Below are 25,041 nucleotides of genomic sequence, written 5' to 3' on the forward strand. Positions count from 1 at the left end.
CGGGCATGTCCCGCGGCCCCGGGATTGCAGGCTCCAGAGGACGCGTCCGCGTTTTGTTTTGGGCATTAGTGTGAACCTCGTTTCAGTGATTTGAGTGTTACTCCTGGAGTATAAAGCCCGTGGTACGACATAAAATGTCGCTCTGAAATTAAAAGGTGAAAATTGGGGGGGGATTTTGCGGACGGGAGAAATATTGACTATGGTATAATGTGGAAATGTTGAAATTAAAAGCTGTGTAGTTAAAATGTAAAGTGAAGAAGATGTAAGGTAATGGCTGGAAAGTTAGTAGCTGTGAAGTTAAGGCTGTATGGCTCAAGCTGTGAAGTAGAAGATGTGAAGTTAAGGCTGTGAAGTTAAGGCTGTGAAGTAAAAGCTGTGAAGCTCAAGCTGTGAAGTTAAAGCTGTAAAGTTAAAAGCTGTAAAGCTCAAAACTAAATAGGAAGTTTTAATTTACAAAGTTGAAATCTAAAAAAACTAAAAATCAATTTTAAAGATCTAAAGATCAAATCTAAAGATTAAGTCTAAAGATTAAGTCTAAAGATCAAATCTAAAAGAGTTCAAAATAAGTTATGCCGCAATTCAAATGGATCTGCTGTGGGAGGGGAAAGCTATTTATACCATTTTGGAGAGCCTGCCGGCCAGACGTACCGGACTTTAATAGAGGTTGGGCTGGAGGTCTGCGATACATTTATTCTGGTGAAACGTGATCAGATGGAACTGGGGTCCGAGGGTCTTGAACTTCTGGAACGTCTGCAGCCTTATCGCTTGGAAACTAAAAAGGAAGATCATTGGCCGGGACAAATGTTATTGGGACACTACGCTGATGTCCATTTTTTCCGATGCTCACCGGAAGTTGCTGATATCCTTCTGGAATATACCGACAGGCTATACGGCTGGGTACAGCCGAGATTGCCGGATGATCTCTGTTTTTTGAGAGAGGGGAAACCTTGGCTCATCAATACCGCACATGAGCATTCAAGCGGCCTAGATACAGAGGCCGAGGAAGAACTGACCCGTCTGGAAAAGAGCGGCCTGCTGATCCGCGATCTGTCCCAGTTCAACTGGTCTTGGTCGGCGCATACATAGACCGGAAGGTAAGCTGGTGTTGAGCGCAGGCCCGGAGAGTAGATTAACGGGAAAAGTCCCGTTGATTGCGCAGGTTTCTGGCCGATGGGGACGATTAACGGGAAAAGTCCCGTAGATTGCGAAGATTTCGGACCGATGGGGGAGATTAACGGGAAAAGTCCCGTTGATTATGCACATTCCGGCCTGAGGGGATAGATTAACGGGAAAAGTCCCGTTGATTTCACACAGCCGCTCCTTAATTCTGCCTCAATTGGCTGAATGGCGGAAATGAAGAGCAGAAATACCCTTGATTCCGCCTCAATTGGCTGAAGGGCAGAAATGAAGGGCACAAATACCTTGATCCCACCGTAATCAGCTGAACGGTGGAAATGAAGAGTACAAGTACCCCTGATTACGCCCCGAACGGCTAAACCTCCGAAATGAAAGGTAGAAATACCTTTGATTCCGCCATAAATGGCTAAATCGCTGAAATGAAGAGCACAAATACCCTTGATTCCCCTGATTAAGCAAGCTGACCGATATTTCTTAGCCCCACCAACCCACCAACCCCACCATTCTTTAGCACACCCCAGCCCCTGCGATAAACCTTCCAGCTTGTCATGCCCGTCTGCATAATGCGGCCAAGTCCCACATAGACATGTACTAATCAACGCATTCAAAACAGGTTAAGGGGATGATGTCATGCGCCGGTTAACATGGGTACTCGCGGTCATTATGAGCGTGGCCCTGGTGCTCGCGGGTTGCGGTAAGAAGGATGCCACTTCCGTGGTGAGGGATTTAAATGATGTGTCTGACAAGCTGGAGAGCAAGCAGGGGGCCTATCAGGGATCGGGCACGATGACCCTGTATACCGGTGAGCAGCCGCAGGATTACAAGGTGGAGGTCTGGTACAAGAATCCTTCCTACTACCGGATCAGCCTGTCCAATGTTCAAAAGGATGTAACGCAAATCGTGCTGCGCAACGATGAGGGCGTATTCGTGCTGACCCCAAGCCTTGGCAAAAGCTTCCGTTTCCAAAGCGACTGGCCGGACAATCAGGGTCAGGTGTATTTGTACCAGACGCTGGTCCGCGGGATTGTCTCCGACAACAACCGCCAGTTCACGGAAGAAGGGAACAATTATGTATTTGAGGTAGCGGCGAACTACCAGAGCAGCGCACTGGTACGCCAAAAGATATGGCTGGACAAAAAAACCTATGAACCCAAACAGGTTCAGGTTTCCGATTCCGAGGCCAAGGTAGTGGTCGATGTCAAGTTTGACAGCTTCAAGTTCGATCCGCAATTCACGAAGGAATCTTTTGATATGCAAAAGAATATGACCTCCGGAGCCCCTTCCGAAAGCACGATAGCCGAGGTCGATGAGAACGGCAACCCGGTAACGGCAGCGGAGAACGGTGAAGAGGCCGAGCAGCCGGTTGCAGCAGAGCTTGGCAGCTTCGGTATTATTGAACCGGGTTACATCCCGGCCGGTGTGGAATTCAAAGACAGCCATCAGATTGAGAACAGCAAGGACCATGCCGTGCTCATCCGTTACGATGGCGTGTATCAATACACGATTATGGAAGCCCGTCCGCTGGACCGAGCCGTATCGCTCGTACCGCAGACTGTGGTGGATCTCGGGTTCACAATCGGGGCCCTGAGCGGGGATGAACAGCAGACATTAACCTGGATGAGCGACGGTGTAGAGTTCCGGATTACAAGTTCGAATCTTCCGGTGAGCGAAATGATGCAAATTGCCGCTTCTATGGAGGCACAATCGGGTAAGTAATATCCGTAGCGGATACTGTGTATGTGGGAAGTATTTCCTCTACAGCTGTATCCGCTTTTTGTTAATTTCTTCCGCAAGCGATTTCCTTTGAAGATTCGGCCTTAAGATCGCTGCACTTACATTGACAGCCGCCTTCCATTAGCATTACCATTGGCAGTAAGACTTCAAGTCCTATGCGGTTTCCGCCGGGACGTTTTACTACAATGTAAGAAGGTGACTTTGAAGTGCAAGCAAGCTATCGACCTACAGTAGCCGAAATAAATCTGGATGATTTGCGTGCCAATTATGAGGCTTTTCGTGCGGTTCTGCCCGCAGAAACCAAATTTATGGGATGCGTCAAAGGAAATGCGTACGGCCATGGAGCAGTGGAAGTGACACGGGAGCTCGAACGGCTGGGAGCGGATTATGTTAGCGTTGCCTTTTTGGATGAGGCATTGGAGCTGCGTCAGGCGGGAATACTACTTCCTATCCTGGTGCTTGGCTACACCTCTCCTGAAGGAATAGCCGTTGCCTGGAAGAACAATATAACCGTGACGCTTTTCACACCGGAAGTACTGGAGGCGATAAGAGAGCTTCCCATAGATCCGGAGCACCGGCTGAAGGTGCATATCAAGATTGACAGCGGGATGGGACGGCTGGGACTTTTGCCGGCTGACGCGCCCGATTTCATCGCTGAAGTGCATTCTGTAGCGCAAGCGGAGCTGGAGGGTATGTTTACCCATTTTGCCAAAGCAGACGAAGCAGACAAAAACTATACACTGGTGCAGTACCGGCGGTTTATGAGCGTGGCGGAAACGCTTCGGGACAGAGACATTACCATCCCGATCATACATACGGGCAATAGCGCTACGGCCATTGATACACCTCTTCTATCCAGTAACATGGTGCGTGTAGGCATAAGCCTGTACGGATTCTACCCCTCAACCGAGGTGAACCGTACACTGGTGGCTTTACACCCGGTAATGACGCTGAAGACGCAGGCTGTTTATGTCAAAACCCTGCCGCCCGATTGGGGCATCAGCTACGGCACCCGTTACTTCACAGACAGCAAAGAGCGGATTGCGACGCTGCCTGTGGGGTACGCAGACGGATATTCCCGCATGCTGACAGGCAAAGCGGAGGTGCTAATACGCGGACGCCGCGTTCCGATCGTCGGAACCATCTGCATGGACCAGTGTATGGTAACGCTCAAATCTTTCGCTGAAGAAGCGGAACAAATCAAAGCTGGCGAAGAGGTTGTTCTCATCGGCCGACAGGCTGGCGTGACCATCACGGCAGATGAACTGGCTCTCCATCTTGGAACGATTCACTACGAGGTAATCTGTATGCTGGCCCACCGGGTACCCCGGGTATATATACGCGAAGGTACCCCTCCTAACCTGGTGAACCCCCTGCTGCAGACCTGATGTTCTGACCTTTAGATATACAGGAGTTACGTACAAGGAAGCAATTTGTAGAGACAGGTGTGACTTATGCTCTATACGAACCGCCATTTCTAGTTTATAATGGGATGCAGCATACTTGATATACTGGCGGCATATATTCCTTGTATAAAATTCCTTGTATATTGTAACACTGGAACACAAGGGCAGAAGGTTTGTGGGGGTGGAAGAGAAGTTGGCCAATTTGCAGAACACCAAAAGAATAATGATCAGTTTGCCCGATCATCTCTTGCAGGAAGTAGATGGAATCGCTCAATTGGAGAACTCCAACCGGAGTGAATTGATTAGGCAGGCCATGAAGCTGTATTTAAGCGAACGGAGGAAACGTATGATCCGGGAGTCGATGCAGCGGGGATACATGGAGATGGCCAAAATCAATTTGACCATGGCATGCGAGGCTTTTCTCGCTGAGGAAGATGCAGACAGTACTCTTGGCCGCTTAGTAAGCGGGGTGTAGATATTGATTGTTAAACGCGGCGACGTTTTTTTTGCCGACCTTTCACCTGTGGTAGGTTCAGAGCAAGGCGGGGTAAGGCCGGTACTGGTCATACAGAACGACATCGGCAATCGCTTCAGCCCGACGGTTATTGTGGCAGCCATTACTGCCCAGATCCAGAAGGCCAAATTGCCGACGCATGTGGAGATTGATGCGGCATCCCACGGCTTTGACCGGGATTCAGTCATTCTCCTGGAGCAGGTTCGGACAATTGACAAACAACGCTTAACCGATAAGATCACCCATCTTGACGATGATACAATGAAAAAGGTGGATGAATCGCTGCAAATCAGTCTCGGCCTGATTGATTTTTAAGGATGGCCGGATGCAAATTATCAAATGTATGTGTAGTGGAAGACACACCGGGACAAATCCCGGTGTGTCTTTTTGGATTTTGCCCTCAGCTCTTCACTTCAATATATAATCATGTTACAATTGGACCGGTTGGTCGGTCTAAAGGGGGTATTCGTAATTAAAGGACGTTCGGACGGAGAAGAAACGAAAAAGCGGATTGTACAAAAGGCGGTCCAGCTGTTTGTGCAGAAGGGCTATGGAGCCGTAACGATGAATGAAGTCTGTGCAGCTGCAAATGTCAGCAAAGGCAGTCTGTATCATCATTTTCCGAGCAAGGATGAGCTGTTTCTGCATGTGGCTGAACAGGATACGGAGCAGTGGCTGGCCGAATGGGACAGCAAGAAGAGCGGAATTAACGGCACAGAAGCACGGCTGTATGCGCTTGGCGAGCATTATGCGAATGACTTCCAAAACCCGCTGATCCGGGCGATTGAGGACTATGCCAGAATCCGGAGCCACTCCGATGAGATTAATCAGCGCCTGTCGCAAATTTATGAATCCGCCTCAAGAGCCTGCCGCGAGCTGCTGCAGGAAGGGATGGATTCGGGATTTCTCGTTCAGGGTGATCTGGAGAAGTACGTAGTTATTGTAAGCGGGCTGCTGGAGGGAATCTGCAGAGTCAGCGAGATTACTGCCCTTGCCAAAGCGCCTGAGGATATCATGAAGTATTACCGGGAAGCTATACATCTCCTGCTGCAGGGAATGCGTACCCGATCGGGCGGCTGATAAGCGGCTCTATCGAATAAGAAGGTTGCCAAAGAGGAAAGTTTAAAATTTGCAGCACAGGGCTGCAAAGCTTTTTTTGCCGCTAATTAGACCGGATGGTCGGTCTTTAAAGCTGATGTATGCTGATGCCGCAGGTGCGGATACTGAATTTCAAGCGGATGTGAACACCGGCACAGACAGCCGGGTACAGAAATATGGAGGGAAACACAATGACGTTACTGTTAAGAAACCGGGGCGCGATGCTGCTCTTAATGATGAATATTTTTCTGGCGTTTACAGGGATCGGCCTCGTGGTCCCGATTATGCCTACTTATATGAATGAGCTGCATATCGGCGGCAGTGTGGTCGGATTGCTGGTAGCCGCCTTTTCGTTGACACAGCTGCTGGTCTCACCGTTTGCCGGAAGATTATCTGACAAGATGGGCCGTAAAAAAATTATTGTCGGCGGTCTGATTGTTTTCGCGTTCTCGGAGCTGCTGTTCGGCCTGGCGAGCGCACCCTGGGTGCTGTTCGTATCCAGAATGCTCGGCGGTGTCGGTGCAGCCATGATCATGCCTGCAGTTATGGCTTATGTGGCAGACACCACATCCTCGGAGGAACGGGCCAAAGGCATGGGATTTATTAATGCGGCGATTACTACCGGCTTTATTATCGGTCCGGGGATCGGCGGCTATCTGGCCGAGCTTGGCATCCGGGTTCCATTCTTCGTCGCTGCGGGTGCCGCCGCGATCGTTGCTGTCATTACACTAATCGTCCTGCCGGAATCGCGTTCAGCGGAGCTTCGTGAGGAAGCGAAAACCATGAAAGGGAATAAAGATAGTCTCATTCTCCAGCTCGGACGCTCATACCGCGAGCCTTACTTTTTCGGACTTATTATTGTATTCGTGCTGTCCTTCGGGCTGGCGAACTATGAAACGGTATTCGGATTGTTTGTGGATCACAAGTTCGGGTTCACACCGAAGGATATTGCCTTTGTTCTGACCTTCGGCTCCATCGCCGGGGCTGTCATTCAGGTGACGGCATTCAGCTGGATTTTGAACCGTTTTGGCGAAAACCGGGTGATCTCGGTGACCCTGCTCAGTTCGGGTGTATTCATTCTGCTGACGCTCTTGGTACATGGATACTGGGCGATCGTTACGGTGACGTTCATCGTGTTCCTTTCCATGGACATTCTGCGTCCTGCAGTCGGCACACAGCTCTCCCGGCTGGCGGACGAATCGCAGCAGGGATTTGTGATGGGAATGAACTCGGCCTATACGAGCCTTGGCAACATCGCCGGTCCGATCGTGGCCGGATTCCTGTTCGACCTCGACATTAATCTGCCGTATGGAGCCGCGTCGCTTGTGCTGGTGCTGTGCTTCGTGCTCTCGCTGAGCTTCGGCAAGCGGATGAAGCGCGGTCTTGGCGCTCAGTAATATTTTTGGCTTATGACGTATATTGATGATAGCAGCGGTGCTCTCTGTGGGAGGCCGCTGTTTTTTTGCTTCAATCCGCTAAACTTTGGAAGAAGGACAGATTGTGATACTATTTGAGGTATGGTCTTCAGAAAATGAGCAGAACGTGTACGGAAAGAGGGATATCCATTGTCAGCAGAACATATAAATGCCGGTACGATACCGGAAGAGGAAGCAAAGCGTAAGGAACAGGAAACAATCAATGCAGCGATTGCCAAAGAGCTGGGCATCAGCCTGAAGCAGGTGCGGACGACTGTCGGCCTGCTGGATGAGGGGAACACGATTCCTTTTATTGCCCGGTACCGCAAGGAAATGACCGGGGAGCTTGATGAGAATGCACTGCGTGATATTGAGGAGCGGCTGGGTTATCTTCGTAATCTGGGCGACCGCAAGAAAGATGTCATCCGCAGCATTGAAGAGCAGGGCAAGCTGACTCCGGAGCTGCAGGAGCAGATTCTGAAGGCTGTGAAGCTGCAGGAAGTGGAGGACTTGTACCGTCCGTTCCGGCAAAAGCGCAAGACGCGGGCAAGTGCCGCCAAGGAGAAAGGGCTGGAGCCGCTCGCTGAATGGGTGCTGGAGCAGCGCCGCCAGGGCGCTCCGCTTGAGGAAGCCGCCAAATATATCGATGCCGAAAAAGGCGTGGAAAGTGCCGAGCAGGCGCTGCAGGGTGCAATGGACATTATCGCCGAGAATATCGCCGACGACCCTGCGATCCGCTCCTGGGTCCGCCAGTATACTGCAAGCCAGGGGATATTGGTCTCTGAGGCCAAGGATGCGGAGCAGGAGAGCGTGTACGAGAATTACTACAGCTACCGCGAGCCGGTTCACAAAATGCCGCCGCACCGGATTCTCGCGATCAACCGCGGGGAGCGGGAGAATGTACTGAAAGTCGGGATCGAGGTGGTTACCGACAAGATCCATGCTTTTATTGCCCGGAAGCTGATCAAAGGGCCGTCCCCGGTCAAGGAGCTGCTGGAAGCGGTGACCGAGGATGCCTACAAGCGGCTGATTGCTCCGTCCGTGGAGCGCGAGGTGCGCGGGGAAATGACGGAGAAGGGGGAGACCCAGGCGATTTCCATTTTCTCGGGAAATCTGCGCAGCCTGCTGCTGCAGCCGCCGGTTAAGGGCCGTAACGTGCTCGGCGTAGACCCGGCCTACCGCACCGGCTGCAAGCTGGCCGTAGTGGATGATACCGGCAAGCTGCTGGAGGTAGCGGTCACTTACCCGACGCCGCCGAACAACAAGAAGAAGGAGGCGGCGGTGAAGTTCAAGGAGCTGATTGCCAAATACGGCATCAAGCTCATCGTAATCGGCAACGGCACCGGCTCACGGGAGACGGAGCAGTTCACCGCCGAGGTCATCGCCGAGATCGGTGATCCGGAGCTGGCGTACCTGATTGTCAATGAAGCAGGAGCCAGCGTCTATTCCGCCTCCAAGCTGGCGCAGGAGGAGTTCCCGGACCTTGATGTGGCCGAGCGCAGCGCCGCATCGATTGCCCGCCGCGTGCAGGACCCGCTGGCGGAGCTGGTGAAGATCGACCCGAAGGCGATCGGTGTCGGGCAGTATCAGCACGATGTCTCGCAGAAGCATCTGGAGGAGAGCCTCAAGGCCGTCGTGGAATCGGCCGTTAACCATGTCGGCGTCGACGTGAACACGGCGTCACCGTCGCTGCTCTCGTATGTCGCGGGCGTCAACGCGACGATCGCGAAGAACATCGTGAAGTTCCGCGAGGAGAACGGCAAGTTCACGACCCGCAAGGCACTGCAGAAGGTGCCGCGCCTCGGCGCGAAGTCCTATGAGCAGTGCATCGGCTTCATGCGTATTCCCGGAGGGGAGAATACGCTTGACCGGACGCCGATCCATCCGGAGTCCTATCCGGTCGTCGACCGCCTGTTCCGTGAGCTGGGCCTGGATGTGGCCAAGCTCGGCAGCAAGGAGGTCGCAGCACAGCTCGCTGCGCAGGATGCGGAAGAGCTGGCCGTGAAGCTGAATGTCGGCGTGCCTACGCTGCGCGACATTCTGGAGAGCCTGCAGCGCCCGGGCCGCGATCCGCGCGAGGAGCTGCCGCTGCCGATCTTCCGCACCGATGTGCTGAAGATCGAGGACCTGGTTCCCGGCATGGAGATGCAGGGAACCGTCCGCAACGTCATCGACTTCGGCGCCTTCGTCGATATCGGCATCAAGAATGACGGGCTGGTGCATATCTCCCAGCTCAGCGGCAGCTTCGTGAAGCATCCGATGGACGTCGTCTCCGTCGGTGACAACGTCACGGTCTGGGTCATGGGTGTTGATCTCAAGAAGGGCCGGGTCAGCCTGACCATGCGCCCGCCGCGCAGTGATGCGGGAAGCGCGAAGTAAGGAAAGGGTATAGTCCAAAGGGCAAGCTCGTAAGGTATACGCTCCTAAGCGCCTGAACAGCTGAAGTTCTAAGCGCCAAAACGCCGAAATGCCGAACGCTGAAACACCGAACGCCAAAACGCCGAAAGCTGAAACGCCGAACGCCTCATGGTAAACTGTCCTGTAACCTGTAATCAGAGCGTTGGCCTGAAGCAGCCATCCAGCCTAACGGACCGAGGTTCCCTTATTTTCGCCAAAAGTAAGCTTTTCAGCAGCTAACGGACACCAGATCCCTTATTCAGGGGAATTCCCTCTGAAAAAGCCTGTCTGAGAGGAAATAACGCCCCTACGGTCCGTTAGCCTGGTGAACTGTGTAAAATAGGCAAAATAACGCCCCTACGGTCCGTTAGCCTGGTGAACTGTGTAAAATAGGCAAAATAACGCCCCTACGGTCCGTTAGCCTGGTGAACTGTGCAAAATAGGCAAAATAACGCCTCTACGGTCCGTTAGCCCGGCGAAAGGTGCATATTGGGGAATACAAAATAACGCCCCTACGGTCCGTTAGCCCGGCGAAAGGTGCATAATGGGGAATACAATATAACGCCCCTACGGTCCGTTAGCGGTGGCAGACGGATTGTGTGGCAGCATAGCTGTTCTGTTCCCGGCGTATATCACGTCGGGCATCAGGTTTCGCCCCAGTCACATGGTTTTAACGTTCTGCCGTACAAAGTACAGCTGCTTTAGTGCTTCGTCCTTTACGCAGATATCGGCTGCGTCATGTGAAATAGAGCATGCACCAAAACGCAGGCTGGTTTAATCCGGTTACGCAGGTGTATACGCAGTGACAGCTTATGCGTTATAGCATCAATGGTTTGTAAATAGGGCTGTGCCATTCCTTAAACCAAAAGGATGGCACAGCTTTTTTGCATGAAAAAAAGCTGCTTAAACGATTATAATCTCTTATAAGTTCCGCGGGTGCTGCCCATGCTGTAAGGGAATCAGCCGTTTTTGCATGCCCGACCAGCCGCAAGTTTTGTTGGTCAACTGCACAATGCATTTCGTCCGTTCATCAATATTTTTACGGGCGCTTACAGTTTATACTGAAAGCGTGTTCAACAAAGCAAACAAACATTAGTAAGTAGGGGGCATACAAAATGGAAGGGTTAACAATTGGCTGGTATGGTGCCTTGGCTGGTCTGGCAATTGCCATTATTCTGATACTAAGAAAGCTCAATCCGGTATATGCACTGTTCTTGGGAGCGATCGCCGGATCGCTGATCGGGGGAGCTAATCTTGAGCAGACTGTAAGCGTTCTCGTTGGCGGTACACAAAGTGTAATCGGAACCGTTCTGCGTGTACTTGCCGCAGGTGTGCTGGCCGGGGTAATGATGGAGTCGGGTGCGGCTGAAACCATTGCCCAGGCTATCGTCAAAAAATTCGGCGGCAGCAAAGCCATCCTCGCACTGGCGCTGGCCACGATGATCATTACTACAGTGGGTGTATTTATCCCGGTAGCGGTACTGATTGTGGCTCCAATTGCTTTGTCGGTAGGTAACAAGATGGGTATTTCAAAGGTAGCGCTGCTGCTGGCACTGTCCGGCGGTGGTAAAGCGGGTAACATTATTTCTCCCAATCCCAATACGATTGCGGCGGCCCGCGGTTTTGATCTCGACCTCAGCAATGTCATGCTCGCAGGATTAATTCCGGCAATATGCGGTCTGATTGTAACAGTCATTGTTGCTTCTCTGCTGAAGAAAAAAGGCGTGATGGTCACGGATGAAGAGGCTGCGAACGGTGATGTGGATACATCCAAATATCCGCCGCTCGGCAAAGCCATTGTTGCACCGCTTGTGGCGATTATTCTGCTGATGATCAATCCGATCGGCTCGCTGTCAGGCATTGAAGCGCTGTCGAATTTCAAAGTGGATGCGCTTTACATCCTGCCAATCGCCGGGATTATCGGAATGCTGGCCATGGGTCAGGGGAACAAAATTCTGCAGTACACTTCCTCCGGTCTGAATAAAATGACAGCAACCGTACTGATTCTGATCGGTGCAGGCGGTATTGCCGGTCTGATCTCCGCATCGGATCTGTCCACACAGGTTGTTCAATTGATCGAAACCGCAGGCATTTCAGGTACCTTCCTGGCACCGATTTCCGGTATTCTGATGGCTGCGGCGACAGCTTCAACTTCGACAGGTGTAATTCTGGCTACAGGTTCATTTGGACAAGCCATTCTCGATATGGGTACAGCTCCGCTGGCGGCAGCCGTTATGGTGCACACCGGGGCGACGGTCATCGACTCGCTTCCGCAGGGGAACTACTTCCATGTAACAGCGGACAGTATGAAAATGACAATCAAACAGCGGATGGGGCTGGTGCCTTATGAAGCGATTGTCGGCGGAACGATGACGATTGTGGCTACGCTGATTTACGGATTTTTGTTCTAAAATCTAACATGGGGTGAGGAAATGAGTCAGAAAACCTTTGTATTGGCACCGGATTCTTTTAAAGAGAGCATGACGGCTAAGGAAGTTTGTATTGCAATGGAGCAGGGGCTGCGGAAAGTCTATCCGGATGCTGAATATATACACGTTCCGATGGCGGACGGGGGAGAAGGCACGGTGCAGTCGCTGGTCGATGCATCCGGCGGACAAATCTATACCAAACAAGTCATGGGACCGCTTGGACAGCCTGTTACAGCACAATACGGAATTCTCGGCGACGGCGTTACAGCAGCGATTGAGATGGCTTCGGCGAGCGGCATACAGCTGGTGGACAAGGCGGACCGGAACCCGCTGATTACGACCACCTACGGAACAGGTGAGCTGATTAAGGAGTGTCTGGACCGCGGCATCCGCAGCATCATTATCGGGATCGGCGGCAGTGCAACCAATGACGGAGGCACCGGAATGGCTGAAGCGCTGGGCGCTAAATTCCTGGATGAAGCAGGGGAACAGCTCCCGAGAGGGGGAGGCAGTCTGGACAGGCTGGCCCGCATTGATATCTCCGCCCTGGATGAGCGGCTGCAGCAGGTGCAGCTGATTGTCGCCTGTGATGTTACGAACCCGCTGTGCGGCGAACGGGGTGCATCTGTAGTATTCGGTCCGCAAAAAGGCGCGACTCCGGAACGGGTTAAGCAGCTTGACGCGAACCTTGCCCATTATGCGGATATCGTACAGCAGCAGCTTGGCAAGGACGTCCGTGATCTGCCGGGTGCCGGAGCAGCCGGGGGACTGGGCGCAGGGCTGATGATCTTTACTCAGGCTGCGCTGCAGCGGGGTATCGAGATCGTGATCGAGTACACCGGACTTACAGCTAAGATTAAGGATGCCGACATGGTGTTCACCGGTGAGGGAGGCATTGATTTCCAGACCAAATTTGGTAAAACACCATACGGAGTAGCTCGCACCGCCAAAGCAAGCGGCAAAAAGGTCATTGCCCTGGCCGGTTATATCGGCGAAGGCATTGATACACTGTATGCGGAAGGGATCGATGCCGTCTTCGGTATCGTACCGGGTTCTGCTGAGCTGGACAAGCTGTTGAAAGAAGGCCCTGCGAATGTGGAGCGGACCTGTGAAAATATCGCGAGAGTATTAAAGCTGAGCGAATAAGTAAGCGTACGAACGGGTATAGGATGCGCAAAAAAAGGAAGGCTGTCCCCAAGCAGATTTATGAACTGCACCCCGTCAAGTAGACAGCGTAAATAATAAAAGAGTTTTAAGCGGCCTTGGTCCTGAATTCTATAGGACTGAGGCCGTTTAGTTTTGCCTGTAACCGTTCATTATTGTAAAAGTGAATGTAGTTCTCGACATCCTTTTGGAGGTCTTCAAAAGTCCGGTAGGTATGTAGGTAGTACTTCTCACATTTTAGAGTCCCCCAGAAAGATTCCATCGGTCCATTATCAATACAGCAGCCTACACGGGACATACTTTGCTTCATTTCAGCTTTATCTACCATTTCCTTGAACTTCAAGGAAGTATACTGAAACCCGCGGTCGCTATGGAGCAGGGGATGACTTTGGGGGGCAGCTTGTACCGCTAGCTCAAACGTCTCAAAGACCAGTGCGTTGTTATTAGAATGCCCTAGCACATAAGAAATAATGGACTTGTCGTGCAGGTCTAATATAGCGCTCAAATAAGCCTTCTTTCCGCTCCCATATTTGAATTCGGTGACATCTGTGACCCATTTTTGGTTCGGCGCTTCAGCATGGAACTCACGGTTCAGCAAATTCTCTGCAACCTGCTGAGGGGTAGAACCCGCGTACGTCTTTCGCTTTCTGCGAATGACCGACTGAATGCCCTGGAGCTTCATGAGACGGTATACTCGTTTCGCATTAATCGGTTGGTTCATCTGCCTTCGTAAATGAAGTGCCAGTCGGCGGTATCCATAGATCCGTTCTACTTGTTCATACAAGAGAAGCATCTCCTGCATTAGCTTCTCATTGTCTCTCTCTTGGCGACTCGGTGTGCGGCTTAGCCACTTGTAATAACTTGACCGTGCAATGCCTGCAAGCTCGCACAGTAGCTGAATGGAGCCGTATCCCTCTTGTTGAACGGCCTGAACAGCCAGATAGATGTTCTCTTGCCGAACGGAACTTAAAGTCGCCTCCTTTCGATTTCGTCTAACTTTTTTAACAAAGCGTTCTCCGCACGGAGCCGCTCATTCTCGTACTCCAGCTTCTTCATGGCAAGCTTGTAGCGATCCGCCTCCGTTAGCTCTTCCGGCGCCTTGGTGCGTCCTCTACCATCCCTTAAAGCGTCATCTCCGCCGCTCTGGTACTTCTTCACCCAACTGTAGACTTGCGGGTAAGACACCTTAAATTGACTTGCCGTCTTTGTGTAATCGAGTTGATGTGCAAGGCAGTACTGCACAATGTCGATCCGCTCCTGCCATGTCGTCAAACGCCCCTTGGTCATCGCTTTCGTTCCTCCCGAATTTGCGGTTAAGCTTTTGCTATGACCATTATACTTCTTAATCCAGTTCGCGAGTTGGGTTTGACTTGCAATTTGATATTTGTAAATGACTTGGGTTTGAGACAAGCCTCCTTCGAGAACATCCTTCACGGCCTTTCGTTTAAGTTCTGCGGAATAGGTCCGGTTATGGGTACGGGTTTCCAACCCTGGGTAGCCGTACGCCTTGTACCGCCGTCTCCATTCTTGGATGGAACTCTTCGACACACCAAACTTACCGACTGCCGCATTTAATCCGATAACTCCCTCTTTAATTTCCTGAAGAATCGCTAATTTCTCAGCTGCTGCAATGTTTTTTCGCTCCATAAAAATGCTCCCCATACAGTAACAGGTTTTTATTATTTCACCTGTCTACTATATGGGGAGCATATCATTTATCTGCGGGAGGGGCAGCCTTTTTTCGTATATCTTACTTATACAACGCCAGCAGACTGTAGGTAAGCTCGTAGAGCTCCAGCAGATTCCGCGGATCTTTGCCGGTGAGGGTATGGATTCTTTTGAGCCGGTACTGGAGTGTATTGCGGTGAATGTTCAGGGCATCCGAGGTATGCGAGACGCTGCAGTTATGGTTAATGAACACTCTGAGCGTCTCCAGCAGATCGGCGGTATCCTCCAGCTTCACGGCAGCATTCTGGTCCTTGGTCAGATCCGCCTGGCTCAGTTTTACGAGAAATTCGTTCTCTGCAAAATAAATGGTCTGCACCGGCGGCCTCAGCGCCAGCAGAATCCCCATGGCGGATTTGGCCTGACGGTAGCTTTCCGCAATGCTTGCCTCATGTTTGCCTGCGGCGACCCGTACATCCGGCTGGTGCTGCAGAATCTGCTGGATGAGCGGCCCGCAGTCGTCCGGATTTTGCACAACCAGGAGCCACGTGTTATCCTCCAGCCGGAAGGAGGGGTACTGCAGCAGAATTTTGGCCTGAGCCTCTGCCGGTGTGAAATTCCTGAGGTACAGAATGGTTGTCTTCAGAGCCAGGTCAATGTGATAAGCGGCTGCTTCCTTCTTCAGCTTCTGCGTATAGGCCCCGTGATGATCCAGCAGCATTTCCAGGAACGCCTTTTTGCGGTTCACTTCACTTGCGATATCCTCCAGAGTATTCCTCTGTTCAATGAGCAGGGAGACAGTCGTTCTTACAATATTGCAAAAAGGGCGCACTTCATCCGGATTACCGGAAATTCCGATGACGCCCACACGGGTATCGCCTATGACAATCGGTTCGTTGGTGCCTTTCTTTTCATAACGCCCGTCCTTCCAGACCTCAACCATTTTACCGATGGACAGCGCCTTGACCGCCCCCTGGTGTATGGTGCCGACCCGCTCTTTGGTCCCGCTGCCTATAATGATGCCTTTTTCATTCATAATATTGATATTGTACGGAATATCCATCATCATTTTATCTACAATTTCCTGTGCCTGTCTTTCGGAAAGCTGAAACAACGCTGATAATCCTCCTTTTCCAAGCCGGTAGTGCCGCAGCAACAACATTTGGAGTTCTCCTGTGCATTTGAACAAATTATAATGGAAATTTAATTAAAATAAAATGTCACCTTTTTCGGTTTAGTTACGTCTAACAATTACCGGAAATATACCAAGGAGGGATTCTATGTACACTGTAAAAGGATTTATACATTTGGCACTGGCCGCTGCAATACTGCTGCTCCCGGCCTGCAGTTCAGCACAGGATGCAGCACCTGATGCTACAGCGGCACCTGCCGGAGCCACAGATATGCCGCAAACCGCTCCGCCAGCAAGCCCGGAAGTTAGCGCTCCCCGGGAGAGCCAGCCGCCGGCAGCCGCTGAACCCACTGCACAGGCTGAGCCGGATGCACCTGAAGAGCCCGTCGAAGGGCAGCCGCCAACAGCGCTGGAATCTGCATCGACCGTGCTGAACGCACTGGCGAACAGCAATATGGACACACTGTCGTCCTGGGTCCATCCGGACAAGGGCGTACGTTTTTCACCGTATGCCTATGTTGATCCGCAAAAGGATCTCGTATTCACCAGGGAGGAGATCCAGGGATTGATGAAGGACAATACGAAGCGGGTATGGCGGGAGTATGCCGGCTCGGGTGATCTGATTGAGCTGACCTTTGCGGAATATTTCAAAAAGTTTGTCTATGACGCCGACTTTGCAGGCCAGGCTGAGGTTGCTCTTAACAAAGGGCTGGGACAGGGGACGACCGTGAACAATATTAATGAAGTGTATCCTGTGGAGACCCATGACTTCGTAGAGTATCATATTGCCGGGATTGATCCGGCAGTGGAGGGCATGGACTGGCGCAGCCTGCGGCTTGTATTCGAGAAAATCGGCCAGGATCACGCCCTTGTAGGCATTGTTCACGATCAGTGGACGCCATAACGGACGTAAAGAAACGAAGGGAAGACAGAAGCCCCGATGTTCCGAGGAGCTTTTGTCTTTCTTTATTATTTTAGAAGGAAAATTATGTATGTTTGTTGAATATAGATCATGTATACATTTGTGTACAAAATATTTATTAGGAGGTGTACCATGGAGGACTTTCGCAAAAAGAACTTCCGGGGTGCAAAAATTGAAGACATGATTCTGGAGCTGGAGAAGCTAAGCTCATTATGTGAAGAAAAAGCAAACAGTAGTGACCAGTTGGAACGGCAGCGTTTCTATGAAGGTATGGCTACCGCCTATACAACGATTACAGTAAAGCTGAAAGGCGATTTTGATTATATCGAGCCGAAGGTCATAGATGAGCTTTACAGCTCTGTAGAAAAGGTTTCCCCGGATCATGCAAGCTCAGCACAGCATCTTGAATCCTGTTCATTTTGCCGCAAAAGTAAAGAAGAAGTTGGAGCATTAGCTATGGGACCAGGAGTATCTATATGCAGCGAATGCTTGGAGTTTGGTGCAGAGGTCATTAAAGTACATTCCACTATATAGATTAACAACAAGACCGCCCCCCAATGATAAAGGTGCGGTCTTGTTTGTGGTTCATCCGGTTTTTGTGTCCGGCTGATTATTGAAGCTTAATGGAAGCATTTGAAGAAGCAGCTTCAGTCAAAGACTGCGCGGTTGCAGTATATCCGTCAGGCAGATAGGTCACTGCGGTAGCGTCAGAAATGACCTGCGGATACATCATGCCCGGATCAGGTTTTGTTACACTGAAGTAGATAACTGCCGTTTTGTCCTTGCCGAATTCAATCCGGTCGATAGACAGGCCATAACCCGGGTTAGGCAGGTTGCTGACAGTCAGCGTAGCTTTGTTAACGCCGTCTGCAGCTTTTTCCAGCTTCACGGCAGCTTCATAATGATAGCCTGTCTCAGTGTTGTTATTGTCGTCTTCTGGGGTAATCACCCTCTTGGCAAAATCAGCTGCATCATAGATCCATACGGCGGCTTCAGCACGGGTAACCGCTTCTGTCGGGCGGAATTTTCCGTCCTTTTCCAGCGTTACAATCCGGGTGTTGAACAGGATCTGCAGGCTGTTCATTTCGTCATTGGACATTTTGTCGCCGTCCGTAACGTTAGCATACATCAGGGTTACCGGGAAATTCCCCTTGCTCTGAAGGGCCTGGGTCAGCAGATGTGCGAACTGGGCACGGGTCATCGTTCCGTTCGGATCAACGGTTTTGTCCAGGGACAGGCCGCTTTCTTTTGCAGTCACAAACGCTTTGGCATACCAGGCATTATCTTTCACTTTGTCAAAATAATCACTCGCCTTGCCGCCGGAGCCTTCCGGGGAAAGCTTCAGCCCGCTGACGATAAACTGGACGCCCTGGGCAAAGGTTACCTTGGATTTCGGTGCGAATTTGTCGCTGGTTACTCCATTTACGATACCGTCTTTATGAAGCGAGTTGATCTTCGATTCTGCTGCATGGCCTTTCATATCCGAGAATGCAGAAGCCGATACTCCAAAAGACAGGCTTGCCGCCAGAATGCCGCACGCTAGGGTCATTTTTTTCGCGCTCATCTGGATGGTTAGTTTCTTCTTCATTGTGCCTCACCTCTTGTACTCTTAGATGGAGCTAAGCGGCAAAATGTTGCAGGCATCTCCAAAATAAAATGATATTGCTCACTTTATCCGCGGAGCAGCGATTCAGCGCCGTCTACAAAAATCTCTGTGCCCGTCACATGGAAGGACTCGTCAGAGGCGAGGAACAGCACCAGATTGGCTACCTGCTCCGGCTTGCCCGGCGCTCTCTCCAGCGGATGGCTGACCTCCGGAAGCTCCACGGGAATTCTTATTTCCTCAACTTCTTCACTCTCAAATGTATTATTGCCAATATTCGTATCAATAGCACCCGGACATACAGCATTTACACGGATGGCATACCGGGCCAGTTCCAGTGCAGCCATTTTCATAAAAGCGACCTGCCCTGCTTTGGAAGAGGAATAAGCCGCTGCGCCAAAGTTGGCGAATGTCCGGTTGCCGTTGATGGAGCTGGTGATGATGATGCTGCCGCCCTGTTCCTTCATAAAAGGAATACTGTATTTGACCGTTGCGAACGTGCTGCGCAGATTGGTGTCCAGCGTCTGGTCCCAGTCCTCAATTTCCAGCGTCTCAATGGGAGCGATCGCCCCGTTAATTCCGGCATTGGCAAAAATAACATCGATCCGTCCAGCCTCATTACCGACCTGCGCGATGGCTTGTTCCACCTGCTCCGCACGGGAGACGTCACACTCAATAACGGCAGCTGCTCCGCCGATCGATTCAATTTCCTGCTTGGTCTGGGCTGCTTCCTCCGGTGTGCGGTCGATCAGATATACCTTGGCCCCATGCTGGGCAAAACGGATGGCTGTCGCCTTGCCGATCCCCGAAGCTCCTCCGGTTACTACTGCAATTTTGTCTTTCAAACGCTGTTCTGCCATGATGAATTCCTCCTTGGGATTAGAGTTCTCTTTTCTGGCTGCTGTGTCAGTAACTACATACCCGCTGGGTCAGGGGTGAACCATAAGGCGCTGTAGCTTTCTCCAATTGAACAAAAGCGCTGTTTCGCAGTAAACTTAGGGATGATAGCGCTATGATCATACATTCAGCCCATGACAGGAGAACAACCATGATACAGCAGGAGATGCAGCGGATTAATGTCGGGATTTTTGCCCACGTAGATGCCGGAAAGACGACTACGACGGAGCATATATTATATGAGAGCGGACGTATCCGCGAAGTTGGCAGTGTGGACAGCGGGACGGCTGTGACGGATTCCATGGAGGTGGAGCGGCAGCGGGGAATATCGGTCCGGGCAGCCTTGGCTTCTTTTGCCTGGAAAGGCGTGCAGATCAATCTGGTGGATACGCCGGGCCACGTCGATTTTCTGTCCGAGGTGGAGCGTTCGCTGCGCGTGATGGACTGCGCGGTGCTGATCCTGTCCGCCGTTGAAGGCGTGCAGGCACAGAGCGAGATGATCTGGAATGCGCTGCGCAAGCTGGGTATTCCGACGATTGTTTTTGTGAACAAAATGGACCGCGTCGGAGCGGACCCGGAAGCCGTGCTGGCCCAGGCGCGCACTTATCTGTCCGGGGACATTATTCCGGTGCAGCAGCCGTTGGGCAGGGAGCAGGACTATACCGGTGCTGCAGATTTGTGGAGCGAGGAAGCGGCGCCGGAAGCACGGACAGAGCTGCTGGAGGCGCTGGCCGAGAGGGATGAGGAGCTGCTGGATGTATACATGTCAGGCCGTCCGCCGGAACCTGCGGTATGGAAACCATATCTGAAGGAGCGGTCAGCCCGCGGGCAAATGTTCCCGATGGTCTACGGCGCAGCTGCCAGGGGTCTTGGGATCACGGAGCTGCTGGACGCCATGACCGACTACTTCCCCCGGGCCGGAGGAGATGCGGAGCAGCCGGTCTCAGGCATTGTCTACAACATTCAGCGTGACAAAAATATGGGCCGCATGGCCTTTGTCCGCCTCTACGAAGGGAGAATCCGCAACCGTGATACAGTAACGAACTACTCCCAGGATGTGCAGGTCAAAGTGACGCAGATCCGTAAAGTGGAAGGCGGACGTACGGAGGATGTCGGCGAGCTTACTGCCGGAGATATCGCTGTCGTGTATGGCCTGTCCGGCGTGCGGATCGGCGATGTGCTGGGCCGGCCCGATGCCGTGCCGCAGGAAGCGAAGCTGGCCGTGCCGCTGCTGACCGTGCGCGTGTTCTGGGATGCGGACACCGACGACCACCAGGTGATCGGTGCGCTGCAGGAGCTGGCGGACGAAGATCCGCAGCTGGGGGCGGAGTGGCTGCCGGAGGAGCGCGAGCTGCACATCAAGGTGATGGGCCCGATCCAGCTGGAGGTGCTGGACAGCGTGCTGCAGAGCCGCTACGGCCTGAAGGTTACCTTCGGCCAGCCGTCGGTGATCTATAAGGAAACGCCGCGCACTGCGGGCGAAGGCTACATCGCCTACCTGATGCCGAAGCCGTGCTGGGCGATTCTGCGGTTCAGGATTGAACCGGGGCCGCCGGACAGCGGCCTGGTCTATGAATCGGTCGTGCGCAGCTCCGATCTGCTGCCGCAGTACCAGAACGAGACGGCCCGCCGCGTACCGGAAGCGCTGCAGCAGGGACTTTACGGCTGGGAGGTCACCGACCTGAAGGTGACTTTGGTGGAGGGGAACCATCATGTGTGGCATACCCATCCGCTGGATTTTGCCGTCGCTACGCCGATGGGCATCATGGACGGGCTGAGCCGGACCGGCACCAAGCTGCTGGAGCCGGTCCTGGCTGTGCGCATCGTCGTGCCCGAGGAGAACGGCGGCCGCGTGATGAACGACCTCGTGCAGATGCGCGGCAGCTTCGAGCCGCCGGCGCTGCAGGGCGGGCGGATGATCATCGAGGGAAGGCTGCCGCTGGCTACCTCACTCGATTATCCGGTGACGCTGAGCTCCTATACGAAGGGGCGGAGCACGTTCACTTCCTTTTTTGCCGGCTACGAGGAATGCCCGCCGGACGTTACCGCCGAGCGCACGCGCCGGGGCGTGAACCCGCTGGATCAGGCGAAGTATATTTTGAGTGTGCGGAAGGCTTTGCAGGGGTGAGCGTGATGGGCGCAGTGCTGAGCGTGAAGGGGCACGGTGCCGAGCGTGAAGGGGCACGGTGCTGAGCGTGAAGGGGCACCGTACTGAGCATGAAGAGGCACGGTGCTGAGCGTGAAGGGGCACCGTACTGAGCATGAAGGGGCGCCGTGCTGAGCGTGAAGGGGCGCCGTGCTGAGCGTGAAGGGGCACCGTACTGAGCATGAAGGGGCACGGTGCCGAGCGTTTAGTTGTATTTTGTGCATTTATATCGCCGGAAAATAGCATGTTCTTTGAGTTAGTTGTAGTTCATACACTTATAATCAGCGGAAATCCGGGATTCACACAAATGATGCCTTTTTAAATGTACAGAATGCAATTAAGCTGCTGCCGGCGCCAAATTAGCGGAGTTTAGCTGTAGAAAGTGCAGTTAGCGCCAGGGGACAAACTAAGGATCAAAACTCCCAGCCACTTCCAGACGCTTCCAGCGCCAAAGATTTCTCTAACCAATGAGGAGATTGAAGCAGAGCTGGAGAACGAAATAGGGCTGAAGCCGGACGGGGGAGCAAGTTAAAGTAGGGGGAGACGCACAATAGGCTCACATGGTCATTACTATCACACCGGATGAGGAGGCAGCACAGTGGGAACAATCCTGTATTTGATCCGTCATGCGGAATCTGTATATGTAGAGGGGAAAGAGCGGTCGCGGGGATTGTCCCGGCAGGGGCAGAATGACGCGCTTAGGATTAAACACGTCATGCAGGATGCTCCAATCGACATTTTTGTTTCCAGCCCTTATGAAAGGGCTACCGCAACGATCAAGCCTCTGGCTGATGAAAGGCATAAGGAAATTGTAACGATAGAGGATTTAAGAGAAAGAGCAATTGGAGATATTAAAGATATAAGCTTCCGGGAAGCCAAGCAGCGGGTATATGAGGACTTTCATTTTGCTTTTGCAGACGGGGAATCAAGTGCTGAGGCGCAGGACAGAGGTATCCAGGAACTTTTGGGGCTGCTGCAAGAACATGAAGGAAAGTCCCTCGCGATTGGTACGCATGGCGACATTATGACGCTGCTCATGAATTACTTTGATCCGCAGTATGATTTTGTGTTCTGGCAGTCCACATCAATGCCCGATATTTATAGACTGGAGTTTGATGGCGGGCGGTTATGTTCAGTGACGAGGTTGTGGGACACGGATAGATAAAGGAGGAGAACGTATTTTGGCAGCAATGAATCCTGAACCGGTTGTGAGGGCAGAGATGCTGATCCGCAAGCCGGTTGAAGAGGTGTTTGAAGCTTTTATTGACCCGGCCATTACTACGAAATTCTGGTTCACGAAGAGCAGCGGAAAACTGGCAGCGGGGAAGCACGTCCGGTGGGAGTGGGAAATGTATGGGGCTGCTGATAATATTTTTGTAGAACAAATAGAACCAAATAAGCGAATTGTCATCCTATCCTCGGACGGCACAAAAGTTGAGTGGATGTTTACGTCACGGAGTGCCGCTGAAACCTTTGTTACGATTACTAACTCGGGATTCACAGGCAGTAATGATGACATTGTCAATCTGGCGATCGATTCCATGGGGGGATATACCATGGTGTTGTGCGGATTAAAGGCGCTGCTTGAGCATAACATCATGCTTAATCTGGTAGCTGACAAGGCTCCCGATGCGCATGTCAGCTGATACGCAGACTAATCCGCAAATATTCAGCAGAAAGTGGAACACAGGGACTTTATCCCCCGCCATTCCCCTCACGCAAACTATACCACTCATTCGCTTCCTGCAGCACTTCAGTTCCGCCGGCCGCCATGAACTCCTTGACGAAATCACCGAATGCCTCTAACGGCTGATCGCCAGTAATGAAGGCGATATAGGCTTTATTCCTCAGCTTTATCAGCTCTGGCCCCTTCTGGATCAAGGAGGGCGTCGCCACTTCCATCGCGTTGTAGATCCCGTATTGATCAAGACCCAGAGTCGAAGCCCATTGTTCTCTCCGTTCTGTGGGCATCAGCGGCACAGTCATACCCAGGCCGGCCCCGATCTTGTTCTGGTAGCTGAAGATTTTGTCGTAGGGGGGCAGAACAATGACATCCTCCTTAGAGGCTTCCGCCCAGGTCCAGTGCGTACCCTGTATCCCGTATTTCACTGCAGCAGCTTCATCCGGGTCGGGATTTGCGCTGACGTAGTCGAGGATCTGAAGAATTGCGGCAAGCTTTCCCGGTTCTTTGGCGGCATCTGCCCCGATGGCCGTGAAGCTCATGAGCATGTCGTAGGCTTTGGACCCCCGCTTGCCCTCCGGCCCGGTAAAAGGGGGACCGAACACAATACGGGCCTCGGGGTTTTTGGCGTTTAATTCCTTCATGTTAAAGGTAGCCTCTACTGGAGACTCTGTGCTGTTCATATGCTCATCCCAATTCCAGGTCAGGTAGTCGCCGTCCTGAATCCAGTGATAATAATTGCCCATGGAGGTCATGCCGATCCTCCCGCTGATAAAAGCATGGGAGAGATGCTTGTAGCCGCCCTTATTCTCCCCGGTAATGAATTCCGGATCAATGACTCCGTCACGGTACCATTTACGGAGATATTGTAGGGCCTCCTTCAATTCCGGCTCTAATGCGCCGATCACCAGCTTCTGCTCTTTCACCCCGAAGTAAAGCTGGTCCGCAAAAACAACCTGCCCGAATGCCCCGAAAAGTACATTCATCCCTTCTCTGGATAAGCCATAGGTATCCTTGATACCGTTGCCGTCCGGGTCATCATTGGTGAAGGCATAGATCACCTTTTCAAAGTCAGCCAGTGTCTCAGGCACAGCCAGTCCAAGCTTGTCCAGCCAGTCCTGTCTATAGACTACAGGAATGCGGTAAATGTTCGTAGGATTGACGACAGGAATGCCGTAATATTTTCCGCCGATTTTGCCGTAATCCTGATAAGCAGGGGCGTGCTCTCTGATAGCTTTCATAATATTAGGCGCGTATTCGTTCAGCAGCTCTTCAGGAATTTCGGCCAGCAGGCCCTGCTGCTGATATTTCAGCAGATCCTGTGTCTGCCTGATTCTGAAGAGGTCAGGGACAGCGCCCTGTGCCAGCTTCATGTCCAGCAGCGACTCGTATTTATTGTTCGCCAGATTCCATACATCCAGGTCTACGTTGAACTTCTCCTCCACGTACCGCACCATCTCTGCATTCTCCGCCACAGGCAGATTCTGATGCATTGTCCAGGAAATCTGGTACCGGGGTGTCCCGGAAGCCGGTTCCTCCGGCGCATTTTCTGCAGCAGACCGGCTGCCGGACTTAAGCTCACAGCCGCTGATCAGGAGTGACAGCAGCACTGTAGACAGCACCGCTGCAGACAGCGGGAAGGTGCGTAATCTGTTCATTTTCATACCGGAACCATCCTTAATTATGATAGGGCACTTTCCT

The 25,041-nt window shown here is 52.2% G+C and carries 21 protein-coding genes; 15 read left to right on the forward strand and 6 right to left on the reverse strand.

What is annotated here, in order from left to right:
- Positions 1 to 696 precede the first annotated feature (696 nt).
- Positions 697 to 1,086 carry a hypothetical protein gene (locus tag C2I18_RS17610; RefSeq protein ID WP_249897058.1) on the forward strand — a complete coding sequence of 130 codons (390 nt, stop codon included), beginning with the start codon at positions 697 to 699 and terminating at the stop codon, positions 1,084 to 1,086.
- 167 nt (positions 1,087 to 1,253) lie between these two features.
- Here C2I18_RS17610 and C2I18_RS17615 read toward each other — a convergent pair whose 3' ends face one another.
- Positions 1,254 to 1,745 carry a hypothetical protein gene (locus tag C2I18_RS17615; RefSeq protein ID WP_249897059.1) on the reverse strand — a complete coding sequence of 164 codons (492 nt, stop codon included), beginning with the start codon at positions 1,743 to 1,745 and terminating at the stop codon, positions 1,254 to 1,256.
- A gap of 22 nt (positions 1,746 to 1,767) precedes the next feature.
- Between C2I18_RS17615 and C2I18_RS17620 the strand changes: the two genes are divergently transcribed.
- The 9 genes from C2I18_RS17620 (at position 1,768) to C2I18_RS17660 (ending at position 13,276) form a co-directional block, all read left to right on the forward strand.
- On the forward strand, positions 1,768 to 2,853 hold the full coding sequence (locus tag C2I18_RS17620) for an outer membrane lipoprotein-sorting protein (RefSeq protein WP_249897060.1): 1,086 nt from the start codon (positions 1,768 to 1,770) through the stop codon (positions 2,851 to 2,853).
- A 224-nt stretch (positions 2,854 to 3,077) separates the two neighbouring features.
- The gene (gene alr, locus C2I18_RS17625; RefSeq protein ID WP_249897061.1) at positions 3,078 to 4,259 is read left to right on the forward strand and encodes an alanine racemase; all 1,182 of its coding nucleotides are present in this window, start codon (positions 3,078 to 3,080) and stop codon (positions 4,257 to 4,259) included.
- Between the two features lie 211 nt (positions 4,260 to 4,470).
- Entirely contained in the window at positions 4,471 to 4,752 is a 282-nt protein-coding gene (locus tag C2I18_RS17630) for a CopG family ribbon-helix-helix protein (RefSeq protein WP_275100992.1), read from the forward strand.
- Between the two features lie 3 nt (positions 4,753 to 4,755).
- Positions 4,756 to 5,106 (forward strand): type II toxin-antitoxin system PemK/MazF family toxin, encoded by a 351-nt coding sequence (locus C2I18_RS17635; protein ID WP_249897062.1) that lies wholly within the window; start codon positions 4,756 to 4,758, stop codon positions 5,104 to 5,106.
- Between the two features lie 111 nt (positions 5,107 to 5,217).
- Positions 5,218 to 5,871: a TetR/AcrR family transcriptional regulator gene (locus C2I18_RS17640; RefSeq protein WP_249897063.1), complete on the forward strand. Its 654-nt coding sequence runs from the start codon at positions 5,218 to 5,220 to the stop codon at positions 5,869 to 5,871.
- A 209-nt stretch (positions 5,872 to 6,080) separates the two neighbouring features.
- Entirely contained in the window at positions 6,081 to 7,286 is a 1,206-nt protein-coding gene (locus C2I18_RS17645) for an MFS transporter (protein ID WP_249897064.1), read from the forward strand.
- Between the two features lie 198 nt (positions 7,287 to 7,484).
- The gene (locus tag C2I18_RS17650) at positions 7,485 to 9,683 is read left to right on the forward strand and encodes a Tex family protein (RefSeq protein WP_249902154.1); all 2,199 of its coding nucleotides are present in this window, start codon (positions 7,485 to 7,487) and stop codon (positions 9,681 to 9,683) included.
- Positions 9,684 to 10,816: 1,133 nt separating this feature from the next.
- On the forward strand, positions 10,817 to 12,112 hold the full coding sequence (locus tag C2I18_RS17655; protein WP_249897065.1) for a GntP family permease: 1,296 nt from the start codon (positions 10,817 to 10,819) through the stop codon (positions 12,110 to 12,112).
- Positions 12,113 to 12,133: 21 nt separating this feature from the next.
- Positions 12,134 to 13,276, forward strand: a complete 1,143-nt coding sequence (locus C2I18_RS17660) for a glycerate kinase family protein (RefSeq protein WP_249897066.1) — start codon at positions 12,134 to 12,136, stop codon at positions 13,274 to 13,276.
- A gap of 106 nt (positions 13,277 to 13,382) precedes the next feature.
- Here C2I18_RS17660 and C2I18_RS29845 read toward each other — a convergent pair.
- Together C2I18_RS29845 and C2I18_RS17675 are read right to left on the reverse strand one after the other, a co-directional pair.
- A protein-coding gene (locus C2I18_RS29845) for an IS3 family transposase (protein ID WP_481857813.1) occupies positions 13,383 to 14,941 on the reverse strand; the annotation gives its coding sequence in 2 pieces (ribosomal slippage) (positions 13,383 to 14,308 and positions 14,308 to 14,941; 1,560 coding nt in all).
- A 103-nt stretch (positions 14,942 to 15,044) separates the two neighbouring features.
- Positions 15,045 to 16,073 (reverse strand): CdaR family transcriptional regulator, encoded by a 1,029-nt coding sequence (locus C2I18_RS17675; RefSeq protein WP_249897068.1) that lies wholly within the window; start codon positions 16,071 to 16,073, stop codon positions 15,045 to 15,047.
- Between the two features lie 166 nt (positions 16,074 to 16,239).
- On the opposite strand from C2I18_RS17675, the gene C2I18_RS17680 reads away from it, so the two are divergent.
- On the forward strand, positions 16,240 to 16,995 hold the full coding sequence (locus C2I18_RS17680) for a hypothetical protein (RefSeq protein WP_249897069.1): 756 nt from the start codon (positions 16,240 to 16,242) through the stop codon (positions 16,993 to 16,995).
- A gap of 150 nt (positions 16,996 to 17,145) precedes the next feature.
- Complete coding sequence (locus tag C2I18_RS17685; protein ID WP_249897070.1) at positions 17,146 to 17,547, forward strand: ClpX C4-type zinc finger protein; 402 nt, start codon at positions 17,146 to 17,148, stop codon at positions 17,545 to 17,547.
- 76 nt (positions 17,548 to 17,623) lie between these two features.
- On the opposite strand, the gene C2I18_RS17690 is transcribed toward C2I18_RS17685, so the two are convergent.
- Together C2I18_RS17690 and C2I18_RS17695 are read right to left on the reverse strand one after the other, a co-directional pair.
- Positions 17,624 to 18,601, reverse strand: coding sequence for an S-layer homology domain-containing protein (locus C2I18_RS17690; protein WP_249897071.1), 978 nt, complete (start codon positions 18,599 to 18,601; stop codon positions 17,624 to 17,626).
- A gap of 83 nt (positions 18,602 to 18,684) precedes the next feature.
- Positions 18,685 to 19,476, reverse strand: coding sequence for an SDR family oxidoreductase (locus tag C2I18_RS17695; RefSeq protein WP_249897072.1), 792 nt, complete (start codon positions 19,474 to 19,476; stop codon positions 18,685 to 18,687).
- A gap of 152 nt (positions 19,477 to 19,628) precedes the next feature.
- On the opposite strand from C2I18_RS17695, the gene C2I18_RS17700 reads away from it, so the two are divergent.
- From C2I18_RS17700 to C2I18_RS17710, 3 genes are all read left to right on the forward strand, one after another.
- Complete coding sequence (locus tag C2I18_RS17700; protein ID WP_342760305.1) at positions 19,629 to 21,641, forward strand: GTP-binding protein; 2,013 nt, start codon at positions 19,629 to 19,631, stop codon at positions 21,639 to 21,641.
- A gap of 616 nt (positions 21,642 to 22,257) precedes the next feature.
- Positions 22,258 to 22,824, forward strand: coding sequence for a histidine phosphatase family protein (locus C2I18_RS17705; protein WP_249897073.1), 567 nt, complete (start codon positions 22,258 to 22,260; stop codon positions 22,822 to 22,824).
- 25 nt (positions 22,825 to 22,849) lie between these two features.
- Entirely contained in the window at positions 22,850 to 23,305 is a 456-nt protein-coding gene (locus C2I18_RS17710) for an SRPBCC family protein (RefSeq protein WP_249902157.1), read from the forward strand.
- Between the two features lie 49 nt (positions 23,306 to 23,354).
- Here the strand turns inward: C2I18_RS17710 and C2I18_RS17715 are convergent, their stop codons facing one another.
- The gene (locus C2I18_RS17715) at positions 23,355 to 25,004 is read right to left on the reverse strand and encodes an extracellular solute-binding protein (RefSeq protein WP_249897074.1); all 1,650 of its coding nucleotides are present in this window, start codon (positions 25,002 to 25,004) and stop codon (positions 23,355 to 23,357) included.
- Positions 25,005 to 25,041: the final 37 nt, after the last annotated feature.

This window comes from Paenibacillus sp. PK3_47 (assembly GCF_023520895.1).
Classification (GTDB): Bacteria; Bacillota; Bacilli; order Paenibacillales; family Paenibacillaceae; genus Paenibacillus_AQ.